An 18,595-nucleotide genomic window follows, 5' to 3' on the forward strand; every position below is an offset into this window, starting at 1 on the left:
ATCGCGCGATCCACCTAGAATGAGAGTCAAGTTCGTTATTGAAGGCGCATAAGGAGATTTTAATGGCCTATTCATGCTTCAAAGCATATGACATTCGTGGTCGGATTCCCGACCAGATCAACCCAGAATTGGCCGAGCGCATTGGACGCGCCTACATTGCCGTCACTGGGGCCAAAAAAGTGATCGTGGGGTACGACATCCGGCTTTCCAGTCCGGAAATGGCCGAGGCGCTATCCAAAGGATTGATGGCCGCCGGCGCGGACGTCTACGACATCGGCCTGTGTGGCACCGAGCAGGTTTACTTTGCCACCAGTCATTACAAGATGGACGGGGGCATCATGGTGACTGCGAGTCACAACCCCAAGGATTACAACGGCATGAAGCTGGTGCGGGAAGACTCCAGGCCGATCAGTAACGATACCGGCCTGCGGGATATCCATGATCGCCTCGACGATACGTTCGAAGACGCGGCGACGTCGGGCACCTATCACACGCTCGCCGCCGAAGAGGATTACCTCGAACACCTGCTGGGCTATATCGACAGTGCGAGTCTCAAGCCGCTGGATATTGTGGTGAATGCGGGCAACGGCGGTGCCGGGCGGGTGATCGACAAGCTGGAATCCAAACTGCCTTTCAATTTCATCAAGCTGCTGAACGAGCCGGATGGCAACTTCCCCAACGGTGTGCCGAACCCGATTCTGCCGGAGAACCGGGAAATCACCGAAGCCGCCGTGAAGTCGAACCATGCGGATATGGGTATCGCCTGGGATGGCGACTACGACCGCTGCTTCTTCTGGGATGAAAACGGTCGCTTTATTGAGGGTTACTACATCGTGGGTCTGCTGGCGGACCAGTTTCTACGCAAGCACGGTAAAGGCGGTGCGGTGATTCATGACCCCCGTCTGGTGTGGAATACGCTGGATCTGGTAGAACAAGCCGGGGGCCGTGCCGTCGAAAGCAAGACGGGGCACGCGTTCATCAAAGAACGGATGCGTGCTGAGGACGCCTTGTACGGCGGTGAAATGAGTGCGCACCATTATTTTAAGGATTTCGCCTACTGCGATAGCGGTATGATCCCCTGGTTGTTGCTGGCTGAACGCCTTTGCCAGTCCGGTCAGACCCTCTCCTCCCTGATCGATGCCCGGATCGATGCCTATCCGGCCAGCGGCGAGATTAACCGCACGATTAACAATCCGCCGGAAGTCATCAAAGCGATTGAAGAGAAGTACAGCGGCGATGCGGAATCCATTAGCCATGTAGACGGCTTGAGCGTGGCCTTCAAAGATTGGCGCTTTAATTTGCGCATGTCCAACACTGAGCCGGTCGTGCGTCTGAATGTGGAGTCCAAGGGTGACAAGGCCTTAATGGAAGGGAAGACCGAGCAATTGCTGAAGGAATTGGATGAACTGAACGTTTAAAGGCCCTTCGCTTCGCCGTTACGAAAAGCGCCCGGATTAGTCCGGGCGTTTTTTTGTGGGTCTCGCTGAAGTAACTGACGTGTTCACTTTACCTGCATTGGACTTTCGCGATGGGCGAGCCTTTACAGCCACTCGTTCAACATGATCCCGATACCGATCCGCTGGATGCGTTCATTGTAGTCGATCAGGCTTTCGCCGTAGCCGTTGTAGTAGTGAATGTAGCCCTTGACGGTGTCGCCCAGCGGGAAGCTATAGCCAAGCTCCACCGAAGTCCGGTTGTCGTTCGACTTGAGGTTGTTCAGGAGCTTCATCGATAGGGTGCGTTGCTCATCGATCTTGTAGACCGCCCAATAGTTGGCGTACCCCACGTAGTTCTCGATGTCGGGGTTGTCGTCCTCGGACTCGTCTTCCGGAATGCGGTACCAGGGCTGGACCATGAACAGCCAGCGATCGTAGGTATAGGCGACGCCGCCGAGAACCCGGTTCCAGCTGCGGGATCTGGGCTCGGACTGGCCGTTGGACTGGTGGTTGATGCCCAGCGTTAGCGCTTCCAGCCGACCCGGGCCAATATTCCACTGTGCGGCGTAGCGCGCGAAGATTTCTGGCTCGTAGTTGGTTTCCCGGAAGGGCTTGGAGGCATCGTCATTAAAAACCTGCCAGAACGACAGTTGAGTATAGCCGAACCAGAGCGTTGTCTTGTCGTCGAAAAAGCCGGTCAGGAGTGGCACCTTGAAGCTGATTTGGTACTTGGCCTCGTCGTAGTCCAGCGAATTGTCGTACTCGGTAAAACCGGTACGCGGACTATAGGGCCGGTCGTTGGGGCTATGCACGTAAGTGTATGGCAGGATGTAGGTCGGCCGATGGGTTAAAAAGCCGCCGGAGAACGAAAATAGGGCCTTCTCGGCAGCGAAGTACTGGCTGACCAAGGAGTCTGCCTGACTGTTTTCGACATTGCCGTTGGAAATAGCGTCGGAGCCCGGTACGGTATTGGCCTTAAAGTCCAATTCTTCCGTTGCGGCATTAGCTTTCTCGATGTCTTCTTCGGTCGCCTGCTCCCGCGCCTGAGGTGGGTTGGTGATGGCGTCGTAGCAGGCCAGGCGTTTAATGCCGTTCTGGACCAGCGCGCAGTCCTCCAGCATCACATCCGAAAAGTTGGGTTGCGTATCCGTGTCCTGGGCGATGGCCGTGAGAGGCGTGGCCGCAATGAGGCATAGGGCGGGTAATGCTCGCATTTTTGGGTTCGGTCCTTCTTAAATCAATGGTCCGGGAATTCGGTGGTCTTGCGACAGGTCAGAGGCTGCGCCAGGTCTGGGCAATACCATAGGCCCAAACGCCCAGCAGCGTAAGCGTCAGTATGGCGAAGATCAGTTTATGTTTGATGGCAGCTTGGGCTTCCACGTTGGCCACCCAGCGCAGGTACATGAGGCCGATGAAACTGATGAATACAGCCAGGCTGGCGAGCGCGGGAATCAGCAGCCAGGCTGGGTTAAGCGTGCCTTCGGGATTGAGCGCCCCTTCGGGCCCCGCTATCCGGCCCAGGAAAAACATCGATCCAACGAGCACCGCGAGGGCTCCGAACTCAGTGATCAGCAGCGGCCGGCGCCAGGGGTGTGATTTGGGGAAATATTTCGGTGAAGCGTGCTGGGGTGAAGACGGCTTGGGCATTCTGGGCTCCTGTACTTTGGCATCTATCATACCGGTTACGTTGCATACAGGTCAGGTGATTAATGTATTTTTAAGTCGATACTGGGTGCGTCTGGTCCTCTCAGGTTTTTTTGGGGGAGTCCTGCCGCTATAATGCCTGGTCAGAATAAAGGGGTCTCCGAATAACTCGGCAAGCCGGAGGCGATCCAGAAGTTATTCAGAGGCTCCTAAACACTTACAGGTGAGGTACACACTGTGAAGACGATGAGAGTGCTGGCGGCGCTGCTGCTTGGTATGGGCCTGTGGGCCAACGGTGCTACGGCTGCCGTGGAAGACCAGATCCGTTCGCGCATCGCGCCTATTGGAACGGTCTGCGTTGAGGGCGAAGACTGCGGGGATATCCTGACCGGGCCAGCTCCGGCTGCGGCTTCCAGCGGGCCACGCTCCGGCGAGGAAGTTTATCAGTCCGTGTGTGCTGCCTGTCACAGCACGGGTGTAGCGGGAGCGCCGAAGTTCGGGGATGCTCCGGCGTGGACGTCGCGTATCGAGAAGGGTATGGATACGCTGATCACCCACGCCATCGATGGCTTTAACGCCATGCCGGCGAAGGGTGGGTGTGCCAGTTGCCCGGATGATGAAATCCAGGCTGCCGTCGAACATATGGTGGAAGGCAGTCAATAAGCCAGGCCGATTTTCGAGTCGCAAACGCCAGGCATTGCCTGGCGTTTTTGTTTTCAGGCCCCGAGATCACCGAGCAATGCGCTCAACGTGGCCTTACCCTTGCGCTGGTTGGCGGCTTCGTCGGTGTCCCCCATGCCTTCGTAGATCACGTCGTCCGATGGCAGTTCGTCCAGGAAGCGGCTGGGTATAGTCTCTATCTTCTCGCCGTATTGTTTGCGCTGGGCGACGTAGGTCAGTGCCAAAGTCTGCCGAGCCCGGGTGATGCCGACATACATCAGGCGACGCTCTTCCTCGACCGAATTTTCCTCGATGCTGGATCGGTGCGGCAGAATTTCCTCCTCCAGACCCATCATGAACACGTGAGGAAATTCGAGCCCCTTCGAGGCATGTAGTGTCAGCAACTGCACCTTGTCACTATCGTCTTCCTCCTCCCGCTGCTCCATCATGTCGCGCAGGATTAACCGGCTGATGGCGTCCTCGATGCCCATTTCGTCCGCGGTGCCCTTGCCGTCATCCAGCATGCGCTGAATGGAGTCGACCAGGTACCACACGTTTTGCATGCGCCGCTCCGCTTGTTTGGGCGTTCCGGCATGCTGATGTAGCCATTCCTCGTACTCGATATCGGTGAACATCTGCTTGATCACCGGTATCGGATCCTCCTGATACATGCGCTGGCAGGTGCGATCGGTCCAGTGGGCGAAGCGGCGCAGTTTGTCCAGGCCTCGCTCGGCGATATGTTCGGCGGCGCCCAGGTCATTTAGTGCCCGGAACATGCTGACCTTGCGGCTGCGGGAATAGTGGCCCAACTGCTCAAGGGTGGTCGGTCCGATCTCGCGCCGGGGCACGTTGACCACCCGCAGAAAGGCGGCATCGTCATCGGGATTGATCATGAGCCTCAGGTAGCCCATGGCGTCCTTGATTTCGTTGCGCGAGAAAAATGACTGGCCACCGGAGATGCGGTAGGGAATCTGATACGCCTGCAGTTTCATCTCGAGCAGTCGCGACTGGTGATTGCCGCGATACAGAACGGCGAAGTCCCGGAATCCAATGCCTTTTTTTAGCTTCTGGTCGAGAATCTCCGTGGCGATGCGCTCCGCCTCGGCGTCTTCGTTGCGGCAGCGAATGATGCGGACTTCGTCGCCGATGGCATGGTCACTCCATAGCGCCTTCTCGAAGACGTGAGGATTGTTGGCGATGACCGTGTTGGCGCAGCGCAGAATGCGGGAGGTGGAACGGTAGTTCTGCTCCAGTTTGACGATCTTCAAGCTGGGAAAATCGTCTTTTAGCGTGGCCAGGTTTTCCGGCCGGGCGCCGCGCCAGGCATAGATAGACTGATCATCGTCGCCGACCACCGTGAACGCGGCCCGCTCGGCGACCAGCAGCTTGACCAACTCGTACTGGCAGAGGTTGGTATCCTGGTACTCATCCACCAGCAGGTAGCGGATCTTGCGTCGCCACTTGGCCAGTACCTCTGGGTTGGCCAGGAACAACTGTACCGGCAGCAGAATCAGGTCATCGAAATCGACCGCATTATAGGCTTTCAGGTATTCGGTGTAGCGCTTGTAGACCAGAGCGATGCGCTGTTCCCGCTCGTCCGCTGCTCGGCTTAGCGCGTGGCCGGGCGCCCACATGGCGTTCTTCCAGTTGGAGATGGTCATCTGGATGTCGGATAATTCGTCGCCGGCGTCGGCGCTGGCTTCGCGCAGCATGAGATCCTGCAGCAGCGCTTTGGCGTCTTCCGCGTCGAAAATGGAGAAGCCGGGGTGGTAGCCGAGGTGGGCGTGCTCCTCACGGATCATGTTGAGGCCGAGGTTGTGGAACGTGGACACCGTAAGCCCGCGAGCCAGCTTGCGATCCACCAGCTTGGATACGCGCTCCTTCATTTCCCGGGCGGCCTTATTGGTAAAGGTCAGCGCCGCAATATGGCGTCCGGGGATGCCCACGTGCTCGATCAGGTAGGCCATCTTGCGCGTGATCACACTGGTCTTGCCGCTGCCGGCGCCAGCCAGCACCAGCATGGGGCCATCGACATAGCGAACGGCTTCGCGTTGACGGGGGTTGAGCTGTGACATAAGTACCCTGACGTGGACTAGCGAGAGCGCGGCCGAGGAGAATAGAGTTCCGCTATTCTACATGAGCGTGCGTCTATTTGATGAGAAAGTATAAAGCGCGTTTTGATGGAAAAGTGTAAAGCGAGTTTGATGGGAAAATGTAAAAAGGCGCTGCATCCGGCGTCCGGGTCGTCTATGCTTTCCATGCGTCCGAGAGCCTGTGGGCGAAGCGTCAACAGGCCAGGGAAAGGACGTAGTCGTGAATTCATCTGCTGAACCTGTTGTACCCGATGCACGGAGGGGTATTCGGCATGAGTGTGTGGTAATGGCTGCACGAGACAAAAGGGAGTTGGCTGCTGCTAATGAATGATATCGAGGACGCGTGGAATGCCACGAGCATCCGTCTGCTGATTCTGACGCCCGAACTGCAGGACTACCTGTGGTACGTTCATCTATTACGCCAGAACCCCGAGCTGCGGTTGGACATCACTTGGTGTCCGGATCTGGCGGACTGCGAAGACCTGATTGCCAACACCCAGTTTGATGTCGTGCTCTGGGACAGCATCATGTTTGTCTCATCCCAGGCTGTCTTTCTTCAATACCTTTCAGTCGCTGGCGACGATCACCCCGTGGTGGCCTTGGGTGCCGAGCCCGAGGCCGTTGGTCTGCCGCTGGCGCGCGTCAATGGCGCTGTGGACTATCTGATGAAGGGCCGTCTGGACCCTTGGAACCTCGGACGGGCTCTGTTGTATGGCTTGTTCCGCCATCGGGCGAGCGAGTTCACCCATGGTCAAATGGGCCGGGAAGTGGCGAGCGGGTTTATCAACCGCGATCTGTTCTTCGATCGGCTTCAGCAGGCTATTCTTCGGGCCGAGCGCCATGGCCAGCGTCTGGCCCTGATGCATATCAACCTGGACGAGTTCCGGTCGGTCAACGACAGCCTGGGCTACCAGGCCGGTGATCAACTGATCGTCAAGCTGGCAGAACGTCTGCGCCAGAATCTGCGGCGTGTGGACTCGCTGATGCGCATCGGCGGCGACGAGTTTGCCATTATCATTGAGCGGGTGGAAAACTCACTCGACGTGACGCAGATCATCCGCAAGCTCGTCTCTGCCATGAACGAACCGGTAGTGATCGACGGCAAGAGCGTGGTGCTCAGCGCGAGTGTCGGTATTTCTACTTATCCCGAAGCGGGCAATACCCCGGAAATTCTTTTGCGCCAGGCCAATCGCGCGATGTTCGAGGCCAAGCGCGATGCGGGCACGAGTTACCGGTTCTATAACCAGCAGCTGCACCTCACGGTCGGACGACAGATCACGCTGGAAGCGGATCTGCGCAATGCACTGCGTGGCCGCCAGTTGGAGCTCCATTACCAGCCGCGCATCGATCTGGTGTCCGAAGAAGTGCGTGGCGTCGAGTGTCTGCTGCGCTGGAACCATCCCGAGCGTGGGCTGGTGGGACCTGACGAGTTCATTCCGGCTGCCGAACGCAGCGGCTTGATCGTCCCCATTGGTTACTGGGTGCTGGAACAAGCTTGCGAACGCCTGCGTGAGGCGTCGTCCCTTGGTTATCCCGGTATGGTGTTCGCGGTCAACCTGTCATTTCGCCAGTTCCACGACCGCAAGATGACCGAGACCATCTTCCGCATCATTTACAATGCCAGCATCGATACCAGCCTACTGGAACTCGAACTGACCGAAAGCGCGATGATGCACGACCCGGACTATGCCCAGCGCTGCCTGCGCGAGCTCAACCAGCTTGGCATCAGCTTTGCGCTGGACGACTTCGGTACGGGCTTTTCGTCCCTCAGCAATCTCCAGCACTTGCCCATCTCCTTGGTGAAAATCGACAAATCGTTCGTCCAGCGTCTGGGCCAGAGTGGTGATGCCGAGCATATTATCCGCGCCATCATCAGCCTGTCCCACAGCCTGCAAATGAGTGTGGTGGCCGAAGGTGTGGAGACGGAAGGACAGCTCGATTTCCTGCGCCAGCATCATTGCGATGAAGTGCAAGGCTACTACTACGCCAAACCCATGCCCTGGAATGATCTCCTTAAGTTTCTCGAAGCCCGTAACAGCCTGGCTTGCCTGGGTCAGTAAGGCCCTGTACCTTTCGCGTTCAATCTCCCTCAAGACAGGACTTTTCAACAGCCCTCTAGTCGGTAGCACTTGTAGTCGGTAGTACTTGAAACAGTACCTGCGATAGTCCTTGAAATGGTACTGGAGACAGTACTTGAAGCAGTACTTGAAATAGTACTTGTCGAGGGGCAAGGCGGCGGTCGTGTAATCGGCTGGCAGGGCGCTATAATGCGCGGTTTCCCCGGTAGCTATTCGACCCGCGGCCGGTGGCTTACTCCGTACAAAACAGCGCCTACGGAACACAAAACAGTACTCCTGCAACGCGAGTGAGGTGGCATGAACAGTATTTTCCAGCGGATCGCCGATGAACTGGGCGTCCGGCAACAGCAGGTCAGCGCAACCGTTGAGCTTCTCGATGAAGGCGCCACCGTTCCCTTTATTGCCCGCTACCGTAAAGAGGTCACCGGTTCTCTGGACGATATCCAGTTGCGAGCCCTGGAAGAGCGACTGCGCTACCTGCGCGAGTTGGAAGACCGCCGCAAAACCATCCTCGGTAGTATCGACGAGCAGGGCAAACTGACCGACGAACTACGCGAGTCCATCGAAACGGCCGACACCAAAAATCGCCTGGAAGACCTCTACCTCCCTTACAAGCCCAAACGCCGGACCAAGGCGCAAATCGCCCGCGAAGCAGGGCTTGAGCCGCTGGCAGACGCGCTTTACGGCGACCCCACCCAGGACCCCGAAACCCTCGCTGGCGAGTACATCAATAAGGACGCGGGGGTGGAGGATGCCAAGGCTGCGCTCGACGGCGCCAAGTTCATCCTGATGGAGCGCTTCGCCGAAGATGCCGAACTGCTGGGTCAGCTGCGCGACTTCCTATGGGAGCAGGGTACCCTGAAAGTCAGCGTCGTGGCGGGCAAGGAAAACGAGGGCGCCAAGTTCCGCGATTACTTCGAGCACAGCGAGCCGCTGAAAAAAGTGCCTTCGCACCGGGCGCTGGCCATCCTGCGCGGTCGCAACGAAGGCATACTCAACTACAGCATTGTCATTGGCGATGGCGAGGATGACCGCACCAAGGCATCCCCTGGTGAGCAGAGGATTGCGGGCCACTGGAAGATCCGCGACCAAGGGCGTGCAGCCGATCGCTGGCTGTCTGAGGTGGTGCGCTGGACCTGGCGAGTCAAGCTCTCAACTCATTTGGAAACTGAGCTGGTTTCTCAAGTGCGCGAAGCCGCCGAAGCTGAGGCGATTCAGGTTTTCGCGAACAATATCAAGGATTTGCTGTTGCTGGCTCCGGCGGGACCACGACCGACATTGGGGCTGGACCCGGGGCTGCGCACCGGTGTGAAAGTGGCTGTCATCGATGGCACCGGCCAAGTGACCGGTCACGGCGCTATCTTCCCTCATGCGCCGCAGAACAAGTGGGACCCGTCCATCGAGCAATTGGCCAAGTGGTGCCGCGAGCACAAAATCGAGCTGATCGCCATCGGCAACGGTACGGCTTCCCGTGAAACCGAGAAACTGGCTGCAGACCTGATCAAACGCTACCCCGAGCTGAATCTCGCGCGTATCGTGGTTAACGAATCCGGTGCGTCCATCTATTCCGCCTCTGAATTTGCCAGTCGCGAGTTGCCGGATCTGGATGTCACCATTCGTGGTGCCGTGTCCATTGCCCGGCGTTTACAGGATCCGCTGGCCGAGCTGGTGAAAATCGAACCCAAGTCCATTGGTGTCGGTCAGTACCAGCATGACGTGTCACAGGTTCAGCTCGCCCGAAGCCTGGATGCGGTGGTGGAGGACTGTGTCAACGGCGTGGGTGTGGATCTCAATACCGCGTCAGTGCCGCTGCTATCGCGAGTGGCCGGCTTGAATCAGGTCACCGCCCAGAATATCGTCGATTTCCGCAACCAGAACGGTGTCTTTCGCAATCGCAAGCAATTGCTGGATGTGCCTCGCTTGGGAGCCAAGACCTACGAGCAGGCGGCCGGTTTCCTGCGCATTGCCGGTGGAGAAAATCCGCTGGACCGGTCTTCCGTACATCCGGAGGCGTACGGTATTGTCAAAGCGATTGCCAAGGATAGTGGCCGTTCGGTGGATCAGATTGTCGGCGATACCGCATTTCTGCGTGGCCTCGATCCCAAGCGTTACGTCAACGACAAGTTTGGTCTGCCAACGGTGCAGGACATTATCGCGGAACTTGAAAAACCCGGCCGCGACCCCAGACCTGAGTTCCGTTTCGCCAGTTTTGAAGAGGGTGTGGAAACCCTGAACGATCTCAAGCCAGGCATGGTCCTTGAAGGCAGCGTCACCAATGTCACCAATTTTGGAGCGTTCGTGGATATAGGCGTCCACCAGGATGGCTTGGTGCATATCTCGGCGCTGTCCAGCCAGTTCGTGAAAGATCCACGCGAAGTGGTCAAGGCCGGTGATATCGTTAAGGTTAAAGTTATGGAAGTGGATGTTGCGCGTAAGCGGATTGGTCTGTCCATGCGTATGGACGACCAGCCAGGTGAAACCAATGCCGGCCGCGGTGAACGTTCCCGGGCTGGCGGCGACCGGCCGCGTGGCGGGCAGGCTCAACCTGGCAAAGGGCGCGCATCGCAGAAGGCGCCCCAGGGCGCTATGGCGGGGGCACTGGCCCAAGCGTTGGCCTCGTCGCGCAAGAACGGCCGTTGATACATTGACAACCCGCCGCCGGCATCCGTAAGGCATCGGCGGCATCGTACCAGGAGTCTGATCATGGGCGAGTCCCGCAGGGCATTATTCCAGCAGTTCGCTGCAAAGGACTGGGCCGGTTTCCGTAAGGGGCTGGAAAAGGAAGGACTGCGGGTCGATCGCAACGGGTTTATCGCCCAGACGCCGCACCCGGAGGCGCTAGGCTCTGCACTGACGCACTCGCAGATCACGACCGATTATTCCGAAGCGTTGCTGGAGTTGATTACGCCGGTGTGTAACAGCACGGAGGAACTGCTGACCTCCCTGCGCAATACCCATCGCTTCGTTCAGTCTCGGCTCGGCGATGAGGTACTCTGGTCACCGAGCATGCCCTGCCGTCTGGATGGCGATCCCAGCATTCGTATCGCCGAATATGGCTCGTCTAACAGTGGCCGCCTGCGCCATGTCTATCGCCGTGGCTTGGCGGTGCGCTACGGGCGTATGATGCAGAGCATTGCGGGTGTGCACTACAACTTTTCGCTACCGGATCACTTCTGGGAGTCCTGGCAGCAACTATTGGGCGACACACGCTCGTTGCAGGACTTCAAGTCCGAGCAATATTTTTGGCTGATCCGTAATTTCCGCCGTCGCAGCTGGCTGCTGATGCTGCTGTTTGGCGCGTCGCCAGCGTTGGACGCGAGCTTCGTTAACGGCGTCTCTCACCGCCTTAACCGATTCTCCGAAGATACCTGGTTCGGTGACGCCGCCACGTCCTTGCGTATGGGCGACCTGGGCTACCACAACAACGCCCAATCCTCGCTGGATATCTGTTTTAACGAACTGCGCACCTATACCGATACGCTTTATCGCGCTATCCACACCCCCTGGCCTCCCTACGAGAAAATCGGCCTCAAAAACGGCCAGGGCGAGCACTTGCAGATCAACACCAATGTTCTGCAAATCGAGAATGAGTACTACAGCGCCATGCGGCCCAAACGATCGACCGAGCGCGGTGAGAAGCCCATCCAGGCGCTCAAGAGTCGCGGCGTGGAATATGTCGAGGTACGCTGCCTGGACCTCGACCCCTTCGAACCGCTGGGTATCGGTGCGCAACAGGTTGATTTTCTCGATGTTTTCTTGCTGGACTGTCTGTTGAGCGATAGCGAAGTGATTGGTGATGCCGAGTGCGAACGGCTTGATGGCAGTTACAAAGACGTCGTTTCCCAGGGGCGTCAGGACGATCTAAAGATCTGTTTCAATGGCAAGCATACGCTCGTTCGGGATGCAGCCCTGCAAACGTTGGATCGCCTTTCTGAATTGGCGTCGCTGCTGGACGGTTTGAACGGCGCCGAGCGGGTGTATGAGAAGGCGTTGGAGGCGCAGCGTCAGGCGATCTTCCAGCCGGGCCTTATCCGCTCGGGCCGCGTAATGGCGGCCATGCAGGAAGCCGGCGAGGGCCACCTGGCGTGGAGCATGGCGCAATCCCGTAAGCATCAGGCGATGCTTCGCGAGGATGCACTGGATGCCGACACGGAGGCGGCGTTCGTGGAGATGGCCGCCGATTCTATTGCCGAACAGGATACCTTGGAGAAGAACGATCACATGACGTTCGATGACTATCTTCAGGCCTATTTGCGTGCTTGATCACATCGTTTAGAACGTTGGCGGACTTGTCGCACAAAAATTAAACAGCCGCTTGTCCGGAACGGGAGTGCCTGTTAATTTTTGTTACAGGTTCCGGAAAGTTTGGGCGTCTTTCTTAATGGCTCCCTGAGTCCGGCATACGATTCCTTTTGGATGGCGCGAGGGAGAGTCGTCATGGCCAGGGATATTAAGCTCGGCTGGGATGTGGATTCGCTCAATAAAGCGTACCGTCAGGGTTATATGGCAGCGGTGATGGGCATGTCACGCGAGCGCTGCCCGTATCGCGGGGACGTTGTGGTCGCTGCCTGGGAAGCCGGTTGGGAGGATGGTCAGCCGGTTTTGCACAGGGCGCAACCAGGACTCAATGATCGTATCGCCTGAACGGCCTAGTGTGCCTTTCCATTAGTCTAGCCCTCTACCCGTCTAGCTCTCTACCTCTTTGCGAGCTGGCTGCCCCTTCACGGCCTAGCTCTTCAAGACCTATCTCTTCACGACTTATCGCTGTACGACGAAGGACGTGAAAAGCACATCCTGGATGGTCGTCCCTGTCTGCTCCTGTTCGAGAACCTGATTGAACTGCTCCAGTGCCTGAGTTCGGAGACTTTCCTGGCCCTGAGGGGTGGAGAGTTCCTCCCGGTTCTGATTGCCCAGCAGCATGACCATCTCATGGCGCAGTCTCGGCGCGTGATTCGTGACAGCGGTTTCCGCATCCGCCGAGGTCACGCGCAGGGTAACTTCCGCCTTGACGTAACTCAGTCTGCCGCCGGACTGCCCGATGTTGGTGACAAACGCAGGCTTCATCTCGACATAGATCGACGGCGTGGCCTCGGCCTGCTCTTCTGCCGCCTCATCGGTGTCTTCTTCCTCGGCGTGCAGGGTATGATGGCTGAGGCCGGCCAGAACCAAGCTGGTGGCAAAGACGAGACGGCGTAACATCATGGGCTTGCAGTTCTCCTTCATATCCTGTTTTATCGCCGAAGGCAGCGCACCCCATTGAATGTGCGGCCTTTATGGGGTGTCAGAATAGCAGGCCTGCACTTCGGCATGCTATTGGGTGCAGCAATAAAGTGCGGCCGGCGGGGAAACCGAGTAGATCGAGCCCGGTCTACTAGTGCACTAGTGACCTTTAACACGCGTGCCCTTTGATACCCTTGTGCTGCCGTACTGGCGAGTGACTTCAATCTATTAAGGATGCCCATGTCCCGACGTCTTGTGTTTTTGCTGATTTTTCTCGTTTGTGCGGCTTTGATGGCCGTTGCCTTCTACATGGAATACGTCATGGGGTTGGAGCCATGCCCGCTCTGCTGGCTACAGCGGATGGCTATTTCCGCAGTGGGGATCCTGGCACTGATCGCGGCTCTACATAACCCCCAAGGCTGGGGCGGGCGTATCTATGGCCTGTTGCTGGCGGTATGCTCCGCTATTGGCGCGGCTCTGGCGGGCCGTCAGCTTTGGCTTCAGAGCCTGCCTGAGGATCAGGTGCCGGCCTGTGGCCCATCGGTGGATTACCTGCTCGACGTCATGCCTATTCTGGACGTGTTCCGCATTGCACTGCAGGGAACTGGCGACTGCGCCAAGGTGGCGTGGACTTTCCTCGGGCTGAGCATCCCTGGCTGGACTGCGATCTTTTTTGCGCTGCTTCTGGTTGTCGGCATCGCCATTGCGTTTGGTGCTTTTGGTCGTCAGCGGAATGGATGAGGTTCATTGACCGTTTGGCGCGAGGAAAAAGGCTCGTCCGGACTGGAGCCGATGGCGTAACTTCCGTACGATAACAACAATAAGACTGAGCACCGAGGAGGATACATGCTCGACAATGTGCAGAGTGCCCGGGAACGCTGGGGTGGGGTTAGCGATCTGATCGACCGGTGGCTGCGCGAGCGGCAAGACATGATCGTGAAATTCTGCGACATCAGCGGTATCGCGGACTTTAGCGATACCGAAGGTGTTCAGGCGCGTTTTATCCGATTCTGCGAGGTTCTGGTCGATTATGTATCGGCGGGTCACTTCGAAATTTACGAGCAGCTCATCCGTGAAGCCAAGGAATTCGACGATGGCGGACTGGATATGATGGCCCGGGTTTATCCTAAGATCGAGGCTACCACTGAAGGGGCGCTCTCCTTCAATGATCGCCTGAGCGCCGAATCGATGACCGAAGCGCAGCTCAAGGCGTTGATGGAGCCGCTGTCGGACCTGGGAGAGCAACTGGAAACCCGGTTTTCGCTGGAAGATTTCCTGATAGAGCACCTCCACAACGTGCACGCGGAAAAGGTTATGGAGTCTTCGCCCTCGGTCTGACACACGGATTGGTGGAAGCGCAGTTGCGGAACAGAAACTTTATCGAAACAGAGCCGCTCTCCTGAAAAAGCCACGACCTCGAAACAGTAGATACGAAAGAGACAAAAAAAGAGCCGGCAGTTGCCGGCTCTTTTGCGTTGCGGGAGTGGCTTATTCGCCCTGTTCGCCGCCGGATTGACCCTCGGTTGGGTTTACTTCAAGCAACTCCACATCGAAAATCAGGGTCTCGTTGGGCCCGATAGAGCGGTTGCCGCCCGGCCCATAGGCCAGGTCCGCCGGAATGAAGAGCTTGTAACGAGCGCCTTCTTCCATCAGCTGCAGGCCTTCAGTCCAGCCCGGAATCACCTGAGAGAGCTGGAAGGTGACCGGTTCGCCACGCTCGCGGGAGCTGTCGAAGACCTCGCCGTTGAGCAGTTCGCCCGTGTAGTGGACGGTCACGCTGTCCGAGGCTTCGGGCTTGGCCCCATCGCCTTCTTCGAGTACTTCGTACTGGAGGCCAGAGTCTGTGGTCTCGACGTCGTCGCGCTTAGCGTTCTTCTCTAGGAAAGCGTCGCCTTTCTTTTTGTTTTCCTCGGCCATCTCCTGGATCTTGGCCATTTGCTCTTCCTGCATCTGCTTCTGGTACTGCTGCAGGGCCGCCTGGATTTCTTCGCGAGACATTTGGGGTGCGTCACCGCCGGTGTGGCCGTCCTGAATACCCTGGAGGAACTGTTCCATTTGCAGGTTGGGCAGGTCATTCTTCATGCGTTCGCCCAATACCAGCCCCATGCCGTAGCTGACTTTCTGGTCCTGAGACTCCAGTGCAGGTTCGGCAGAAGCCGTGACGACACCGAAGGCTGTGGCGGTTACGGCGCCTGCCAGTGCGATCGAAATCAGGGATTTTTTCATGGAGTATCCTTTGCTTTTAGGAGATTCCGAAGCGGTCGCTCATACACCAAGCGGGTTTCGAGGTCGGGTTCGGCTGACTCCGGATGCATTTATTGGGAAACCTCTGAGCGAGTCCATTGGCCAATGCGATCGCTCACCGTGTAGGACATCGACAATAGGCTCGTTCAGAGGTTCCTCGGAAGGGCAAAGGTAACGCTTTTGGCGACAGTGTGCCAATGACTGAACTTTAAGGAATATGCCGCACGGCTCAAAAGCGCCCGAACTGTGAGTCAGTTCAGGGCGTGGCCGCGTTCGGCATGCGCTCGAAATAGCCGGAGCTCAGGGAGTAGGGTGCTGCGTAAGGCGATTCCCACTCAGGCTCGGTCACAATTTCAGGCTCGGCGTTAATGCGCGTGCTGGATGGATCGACGGCGAGAGCGTTCCAGCTTCCCCGGGACGGCGGTTTATCGGCATAGTGCCAACTGCCTTCGGAGTCCTGCCATTTGAACACGATATCCGGACCATCATCGGGTACGGGATTGGGCACCACCGCTTCAAATGAAGGGGGTGGTTCTGACGGCTCGGAGCTCGATGCCTCCGGTGCTGTCGGATCGTTAATGCCCACCAACATCAGAGCGATAAGCAGACCCAGCGCGGGAAACGCGAGTTTGAAGGCCCAACGGACCAGCTTCATTGGGAGTTGCTCCCTTGTTTGCAACGAGTAGGCGCAGCAGGATCGGCGTGTTGCAGAGCGTTAGAAAATCGATTCATGCCGTCTTCGAATACAGATAGATTTCCCCCGTTCGGGGCCGCAGCGCGCAGGTTACGGATTAACAAGGTTTCATTATAGCCCGAAAATCTGGACACATTATGAAAGCGTTGACGAAAACTCTGATAAATCCACGCCAACTCGATACGCTCGGCCTCCAATTCGGCTTGCTTGATCCGATTCCGCAAGCTATCCGCCGGTGTCCCCTTAATCAGCTGCTGGCGCAGGAGTCTCAATGTCTCGGTGTATCGGCTGCGCCACTGGGCTAGCTCTTTGGTCTCCTCCCCGTTCCACTCGATCTCATGGCGGGCCAGCCACGCCGCGGTCAGTATGCGCGAGACTGACCAGCCTCCGTGCTGCAAATCAAGACAGCTCTGAGCGATATCTTTATCGCGCCATAAGCCAAGAGCGAACTGCCAGAAAGGGTTATCCAGAAGAAGGTCGTCAGGCGGATGCATAACCACATGTGGGATTGGAGAATGGGGGCGTGAGGCAATGACAGATCGCGTAAATTCCCTGATAGAATGCGCGCATGCTGACATTAACGAATCTTAGTCTACAACGTGGCGGCCAATGGTTGCTAGAAAACACTTCGGCGACCATCCAGCCTGGGCAGCGCGTGGGTATTGTCGGCGCCAACGGTGCCGGCAAGTCCAGTCTGTTCAGCCTCATCCTCGGCCAATTGGCGCCGGAGGCCGGCGGCATGGATCTGCCGGGCGGGACACGCCTCGCCCACATGGCGCAGGAGGTGGACGCTACCGACCGCAGCGCCCGCGATTTTGTGCTGGATGGCGATATAGAACTGCGCCGGCTGGAGCGGGCGTTGGCCGAGGCTGAGCAGCGGGGCGACGATGCTGCCCAAGCGCGCCTCCATGGCGAACTGGACCTACACGAAGCGTGGTCTGCCTCACGCCGGGCTGAGGCGTTATTGCGCGGCCTGGGCTTCATCGATGCGGATGCGGAAAAACCGGTTAGCTCCTTCTCCGGTGGCTGGCGCATCCGGCTGAATCTGGCGCAAGCGCTGATGCGGCCGTCCGACCTGTTGCTGCTGGACGAGCCGACCAACCACCTGGACCTAGACGCTTGCCTTTGGCTGGAAAACTGGCTGCGACGTTATCCGGGTACGCTGCTATTCATCTCCCACGACCGGGATTTCATGGACCGGGTAGCGACACACGTCATGCATTTCGATCAGCAGTCGCTGGTGATGTATACCGGCAATTACTCGTCGTTCGAAACCCAACGTTCAGAGCGGCTGGCCCAGCAGCAGGCAGGCTTCGAGCGGCAGCAGGCGCGGATTGCCGAAATCGAGCAGTTCATCACTCGCTTCAAGGCCAAGGCGACCAAGGCGCGTCAGGCCCAGAGCCGTATCAAGGCGCTCGAACGCATGGAGCGGATTGCACCGGCTCACGTGGATTCTCCCTTCGAATTCCGGTTTCCCGAAGCGAATAAAATCAGCAGTCCGTTATTGTCTATCCGTAACGGCACGGCGGGGCACGGGGATTCCGTGATACTTCAGAGCATCAATCTCACGCTGTTGCCCGGTACGCGTATCGGCTTGCTGGGACCTAATGGTGCCGGTAAATCCACGCTCATCAACGCACTGCTTGGCGGCCGGTCTTTGCTGTCCGGCGAGCGGACGACCGGTGAACATCTGGCGATTGGCTATTTTGCCCAGCACCAGTTGGAATCCCTGGATCTGGATGCCAGCCCTTTCCTGCATCTTCAGCGGGCAGAGCCCAAGGCGTCGGAGCAGTCCATTCGCAACTTCCTGGGCGGCTTCGGTTTCCACGGTGACGATGCCCTGGACCGTATTCGTAATTTTTCCGGTGGTGAGAAAGCCCGCGTGGCCCTGTCCCTGATTGCCTGGGCTCGACCCAATCTGTTGTTACTGGACGAGCCGACCAACCATTTGGACCTGGAGATGCGCCAGGCGCTGACCATGGCGTTGCAGGAGTTCGAAGGCGCTGTAATTGTGGTCTCTCACGACCGGCATCTACTGCGTAATACGGTCGACGACTTCCTGATGGTCAATGAGGGCCGGGTGCTGGCCTACGACGGCGATCTGGAAGATTACGAGCGCTGGTTGGCCGACCGGCGGATTGACGAAGCCAAGGCGCCGCGCCGCGTGTCGGAAGAATCGAAGCCCGGCGCCGATACCGCAGACGGTGAAAACGCGGACGACCGTAAGGCGCGTAAGCGCGCGGAGGCGGCGTTACGGCAGAAGATGAGCCCCTATCGTAAACAGCAACAGGCGCTGGAAAAGAAGATGGCTGAGCTGCAAGCCCGGCTCGGGCAGTTGGAAGAGACCCTTGGCGATGCTGGCCTCTACGAGGCGGGCCGCAAGGACGAGCTGAAGCAGGCTCTGGGCGCGCAGGCCCAGACGCAAAGTGAGCTGGATGACGTGGAAATGGAGTGGTTGGATATTTCCGAGACCCTCGAACAAATGGAAAGCGAGCTGTCCTGAGGATCTCGGGGCACTTTGTTAAG

At 57.9% G+C, this 18,595-nt stretch carries 16 protein-coding genes; 9 read left to right on the top strand and 7 right to left on the bottom strand.

Annotated features, from left to right (window positions below):
* Nucleotides 1-62 precede the first annotated feature (62 nt).
* Nucleotides 63-1,418, top strand: a complete 1,356-nt coding sequence (locus FXO11_RS02635; RefSeq protein WP_148861446.1) for a phosphohexomutase domain-containing protein — start codon at nt 63-65, stop codon at nt 1,416-1,418.
* A 122-nt stretch (nt 1,419-1,540) separates the two neighbouring features.
* Here FXO11_RS02635 and FXO11_RS02640 read toward each other — a convergent pair whose 3' ends face one another.
* Nucleotides 1,541-2,650, bottom strand: a complete 1,110-nt coding sequence (locus tag FXO11_RS02640; RefSeq protein WP_148861447.1) for a phospholipase A — start codon at nt 2,648-2,650, stop codon at nt 1,541-1,543.
* Between the two features lie 58 nt (nt 2,651-2,708).
* Complete coding sequence (locus tag FXO11_RS02645) at nt 2,709-3,083, bottom strand: hypothetical protein (RefSeq protein ID WP_148861448.1); 375 nt, start codon at nt 3,081-3,083, stop codon at nt 2,709-2,711.
* A 243-nt stretch (nt 3,084-3,326) separates the two neighbouring features.
* On the opposite strand from FXO11_RS02645, the gene FXO11_RS02650 reads away from it, so the two are divergent.
* Nucleotides 3,327-3,743 (top strand): c-type cytochrome, encoded by a 417-nt coding sequence (locus tag FXO11_RS02650; RefSeq protein WP_148864767.1) that lies wholly within the window; start codon nt 3,327-3,329, stop codon nt 3,741-3,743.
* Between the two features lie 53 nt (nt 3,744-3,796).
* Here FXO11_RS02650 and rep read toward each other — a convergent pair whose 3' ends face one another.
* A complete protein-coding gene (rep, locus tag FXO11_RS02655; RefSeq protein ID WP_148861449.1) occupies nt 3,797-5,815 on the bottom strand; it encodes a DNA helicase Rep in 2,019 nt (672 codons plus the stop codon).
* 341 nt (nt 5,816-6,156) lie between these two features.
* Here rep and FXO11_RS02660 point away from each other — a divergent pair, with 341 nt between their 5' ends.
* From FXO11_RS02660 to rmf, 4 genes are all read left to right on the top strand, one after another.
* Nucleotides 6,157-7,893 (top strand): bifunctional diguanylate cyclase/phosphodiesterase, encoded by a 1,737-nt coding sequence (locus FXO11_RS02660; RefSeq protein WP_148861450.1) that lies wholly within the window; start codon nt 6,157-6,159, stop codon nt 7,891-7,893.
* Between the two features lie 315 nt (nt 7,894-8,208).
* On the top strand, nt 8,209-10,551 hold the full coding sequence (locus FXO11_RS02665; RefSeq protein ID WP_148861451.1) for a Tex family protein: 2,343 nt from the start codon (nt 8,209-8,211) through the stop codon (nt 10,549-10,551).
* A gap of 63 nt (nt 10,552-10,614) precedes the next feature.
* The gene (gshA, locus tag FXO11_RS02670) at nt 10,615-12,174 is read left to right on the top strand and encodes a glutamate--cysteine ligase (RefSeq protein WP_148861452.1); all 1,560 of its coding nucleotides are present in this window, start codon (nt 10,615-10,617) and stop codon (nt 12,172-12,174) included.
* 174 nt (nt 12,175-12,348) lie between these two features.
* Nucleotides 12,349-12,555, top strand: coding sequence for a ribosome modulation factor (rmf, locus tag FXO11_RS02675; RefSeq protein WP_148861453.1), 207 nt, complete (start codon nt 12,349-12,351; stop codon nt 12,553-12,555).
* 114 nt (nt 12,556-12,669) lie between these two features.
* On the opposite strand, the gene FXO11_RS02680 is transcribed toward rmf, so the two are convergent.
* On the bottom strand, nt 12,670-13,113 hold the full coding sequence (locus FXO11_RS02680) for a flagellar basal body-associated FliL family protein (protein WP_168203115.1): 444 nt from the start codon (nt 13,111-13,113) through the stop codon (nt 12,670-12,672).
* A 258-nt stretch (nt 13,114-13,371) separates the two neighbouring features.
* Here FXO11_RS02680 and FXO11_RS02685 point away from each other — a divergent pair, with 258 nt between their 5' ends.
* Together FXO11_RS02685 and rsd are read left to right on the top strand one after the other, a co-directional pair.
* Entirely contained in the window at nt 13,372-13,872 is a 501-nt protein-coding gene (locus FXO11_RS02685; RefSeq protein WP_202980276.1) for a disulfide bond formation protein B, read from the top strand.
* Between the two features lie 105 nt (nt 13,873-13,977).
* Nucleotides 13,978-14,469: a sigma D regulator gene (rsd, locus tag FXO11_RS02690; protein ID WP_148861456.1), complete on the top strand. Its 492-nt coding sequence runs from the start codon at nt 13,978-13,980 to the stop codon at nt 14,467-14,469.
* A gap of 150 nt (nt 14,470-14,619) precedes the next feature.
* Here the strand turns inward: rsd and FXO11_RS02695 are convergent, their stop codons facing one another.
* The 3 genes from FXO11_RS02695 to FXO11_RS02705 all read right to left on the bottom strand — a co-directional run bounded on the left by FXO11_RS02695 (nt 14,620) and on the right by FXO11_RS02705 (nt 16,563).
* Nucleotides 14,620-15,357: an FKBP-type peptidyl-prolyl cis-trans isomerase gene (locus tag FXO11_RS02695; protein ID WP_148861457.1), complete on the bottom strand. Its 738-nt coding sequence runs from the start codon at nt 15,355-15,357 to the stop codon at nt 14,620-14,622.
* Between the two features lie 274 nt (nt 15,358-15,631).
* A complete protein-coding gene (locus tag FXO11_RS02700; protein WP_148861458.1) occupies nt 15,632-16,030 on the bottom strand; it encodes a DUF4124 domain-containing protein in 399 nt (132 codons plus the stop codon).
* Nucleotides 16,027-16,563, bottom strand: coding sequence for a TIGR02444 family protein (locus FXO11_RS02705; RefSeq protein WP_168203116.1), 537 nt, complete (start codon nt 16,561-16,563; stop codon nt 16,027-16,029). The genes FXO11_RS02700 and FXO11_RS02705 overlap by 4 nt, the downstream gene beginning before the upstream one ends.
* A gap of 74 nt (nt 16,564-16,637) precedes the next feature.
* Here FXO11_RS02705 and FXO11_RS02710 point away from each other — a divergent pair, with 74 nt between their 5' ends.
* Complete coding sequence (locus tag FXO11_RS02710; RefSeq protein ID WP_148861460.1) at nt 16,638-18,572, top strand: ATP-binding cassette domain-containing protein; 1,935 nt, start codon at nt 16,638-16,640, stop codon at nt 18,570-18,572.
* The last annotated feature ends 23 nt before the right edge of the window (nt 18,573-18,595 follow it).

Source organism: Marinobacter fonticola, from assembly GCF_008122265.1.
Taxonomy (GTDB): domain Bacteria; phylum Pseudomonadota; class Gammaproteobacteria; order Pseudomonadales; family Oleiphilaceae; genus Marinobacter_A; species Marinobacter_A fonticola.

Bases quoted from the DNA above. Each gene is read 5' to 3' on its own strand.
- rsd (WP_148861456.1), top strand. From the start codon at position 13,978: ATGCTCGACAATGTGCAGAGTGCCCGGGAACGCTGGGGTGGGGTTAGC.
- FXO11_RS02660 (WP_148861450.1), top strand. From the start codon at position 6,157: ATGAATGATATCGAGGACGCGTGGAATGCCACGAGCATCCGTCTGCTG.
- rmf (WP_148861453.1), top strand. From the start codon at position 12,349: ATGGCCAGGGATATTAAGCTCGGCTGGGATGTGGATTCGCTCAATAAA.
- FXO11_RS02680 (WP_168203115.1), bottom strand. From the start codon at position 13,113: ATGATGTTACGCCGTCTCGTCTTTGCCACCAGCTTGGTTCTGGCCGGC.
- rep (WP_148861449.1), bottom strand. From the start codon at position 5,815: ATGTCACAGCTCAACCCCCGTCAACGCGAAGCCGTTCGCTATGTCGAT.
- FXO11_RS02700 (WP_148861458.1), bottom strand. From the start codon at position 16,030: ATGAAGCTGGTCCGTTGGGCCTTCAAACTCGCGTTTCCCGCGCTGGGT.
- FXO11_RS02695 (WP_148861457.1), bottom strand. From the start codon at position 15,357: ATGAAAAAATCCCTGATTTCGATCGCACTGGCAGGCGCCGTAACCGCC.
- FXO11_RS02685 (WP_202980276.1), top strand. From the start codon at position 13,372: ATGTCCCGACGTCTTGTGTTTTTGCTGATTTTTCTCGTTTGTGCGGCT.
- FXO11_RS02635 (WP_148861446.1), top strand. From the start codon at position 63: ATGGCCTATTCATGCTTCAAAGCATATGACATTCGTGGTCGGATTCCC.
- FXO11_RS02710 (WP_148861460.1), top strand. From the start codon at position 16,638: ATGCTGACATTAACGAATCTTAGTCTACAACGTGGCGGCCAATGGTTG.
- FXO11_RS02645 (WP_148861448.1), bottom strand. From the start codon at position 3,083: ATGCCCAAGCCGTCTTCACCCCAGCACGCTTCACCGAAATATTTCCCC.
- FXO11_RS02650 (WP_148864767.1), top strand. From the start codon at position 3,327: ATGAGAGTGCTGGCGGCGCTGCTGCTTGGTATGGGCCTGTGGGCCAAC.
- FXO11_RS02665 (WP_148861451.1), top strand. From the start codon at position 8,209: ATGAACAGTATTTTCCAGCGGATCGCCGATGAACTGGGCGTCCGGCAA.
- gshA (WP_148861452.1), top strand. From the start codon at position 10,615: ATGGGCGAGTCCCGCAGGGCATTATTCCAGCAGTTCGCTGCAAAGGAC.
- FXO11_RS02705 (WP_168203116.1), bottom strand. From the start codon at position 16,563: ATGCATCCGCCTGACGACCTTCTTCTGGATAACCCTTTCTGGCAGTTC.
- FXO11_RS02640 (WP_148861447.1), bottom strand. From the start codon at position 2,650: ATGCGAGCATTACCCGCCCTATGCCTCATTGCGGCCACGCCTCTCACG.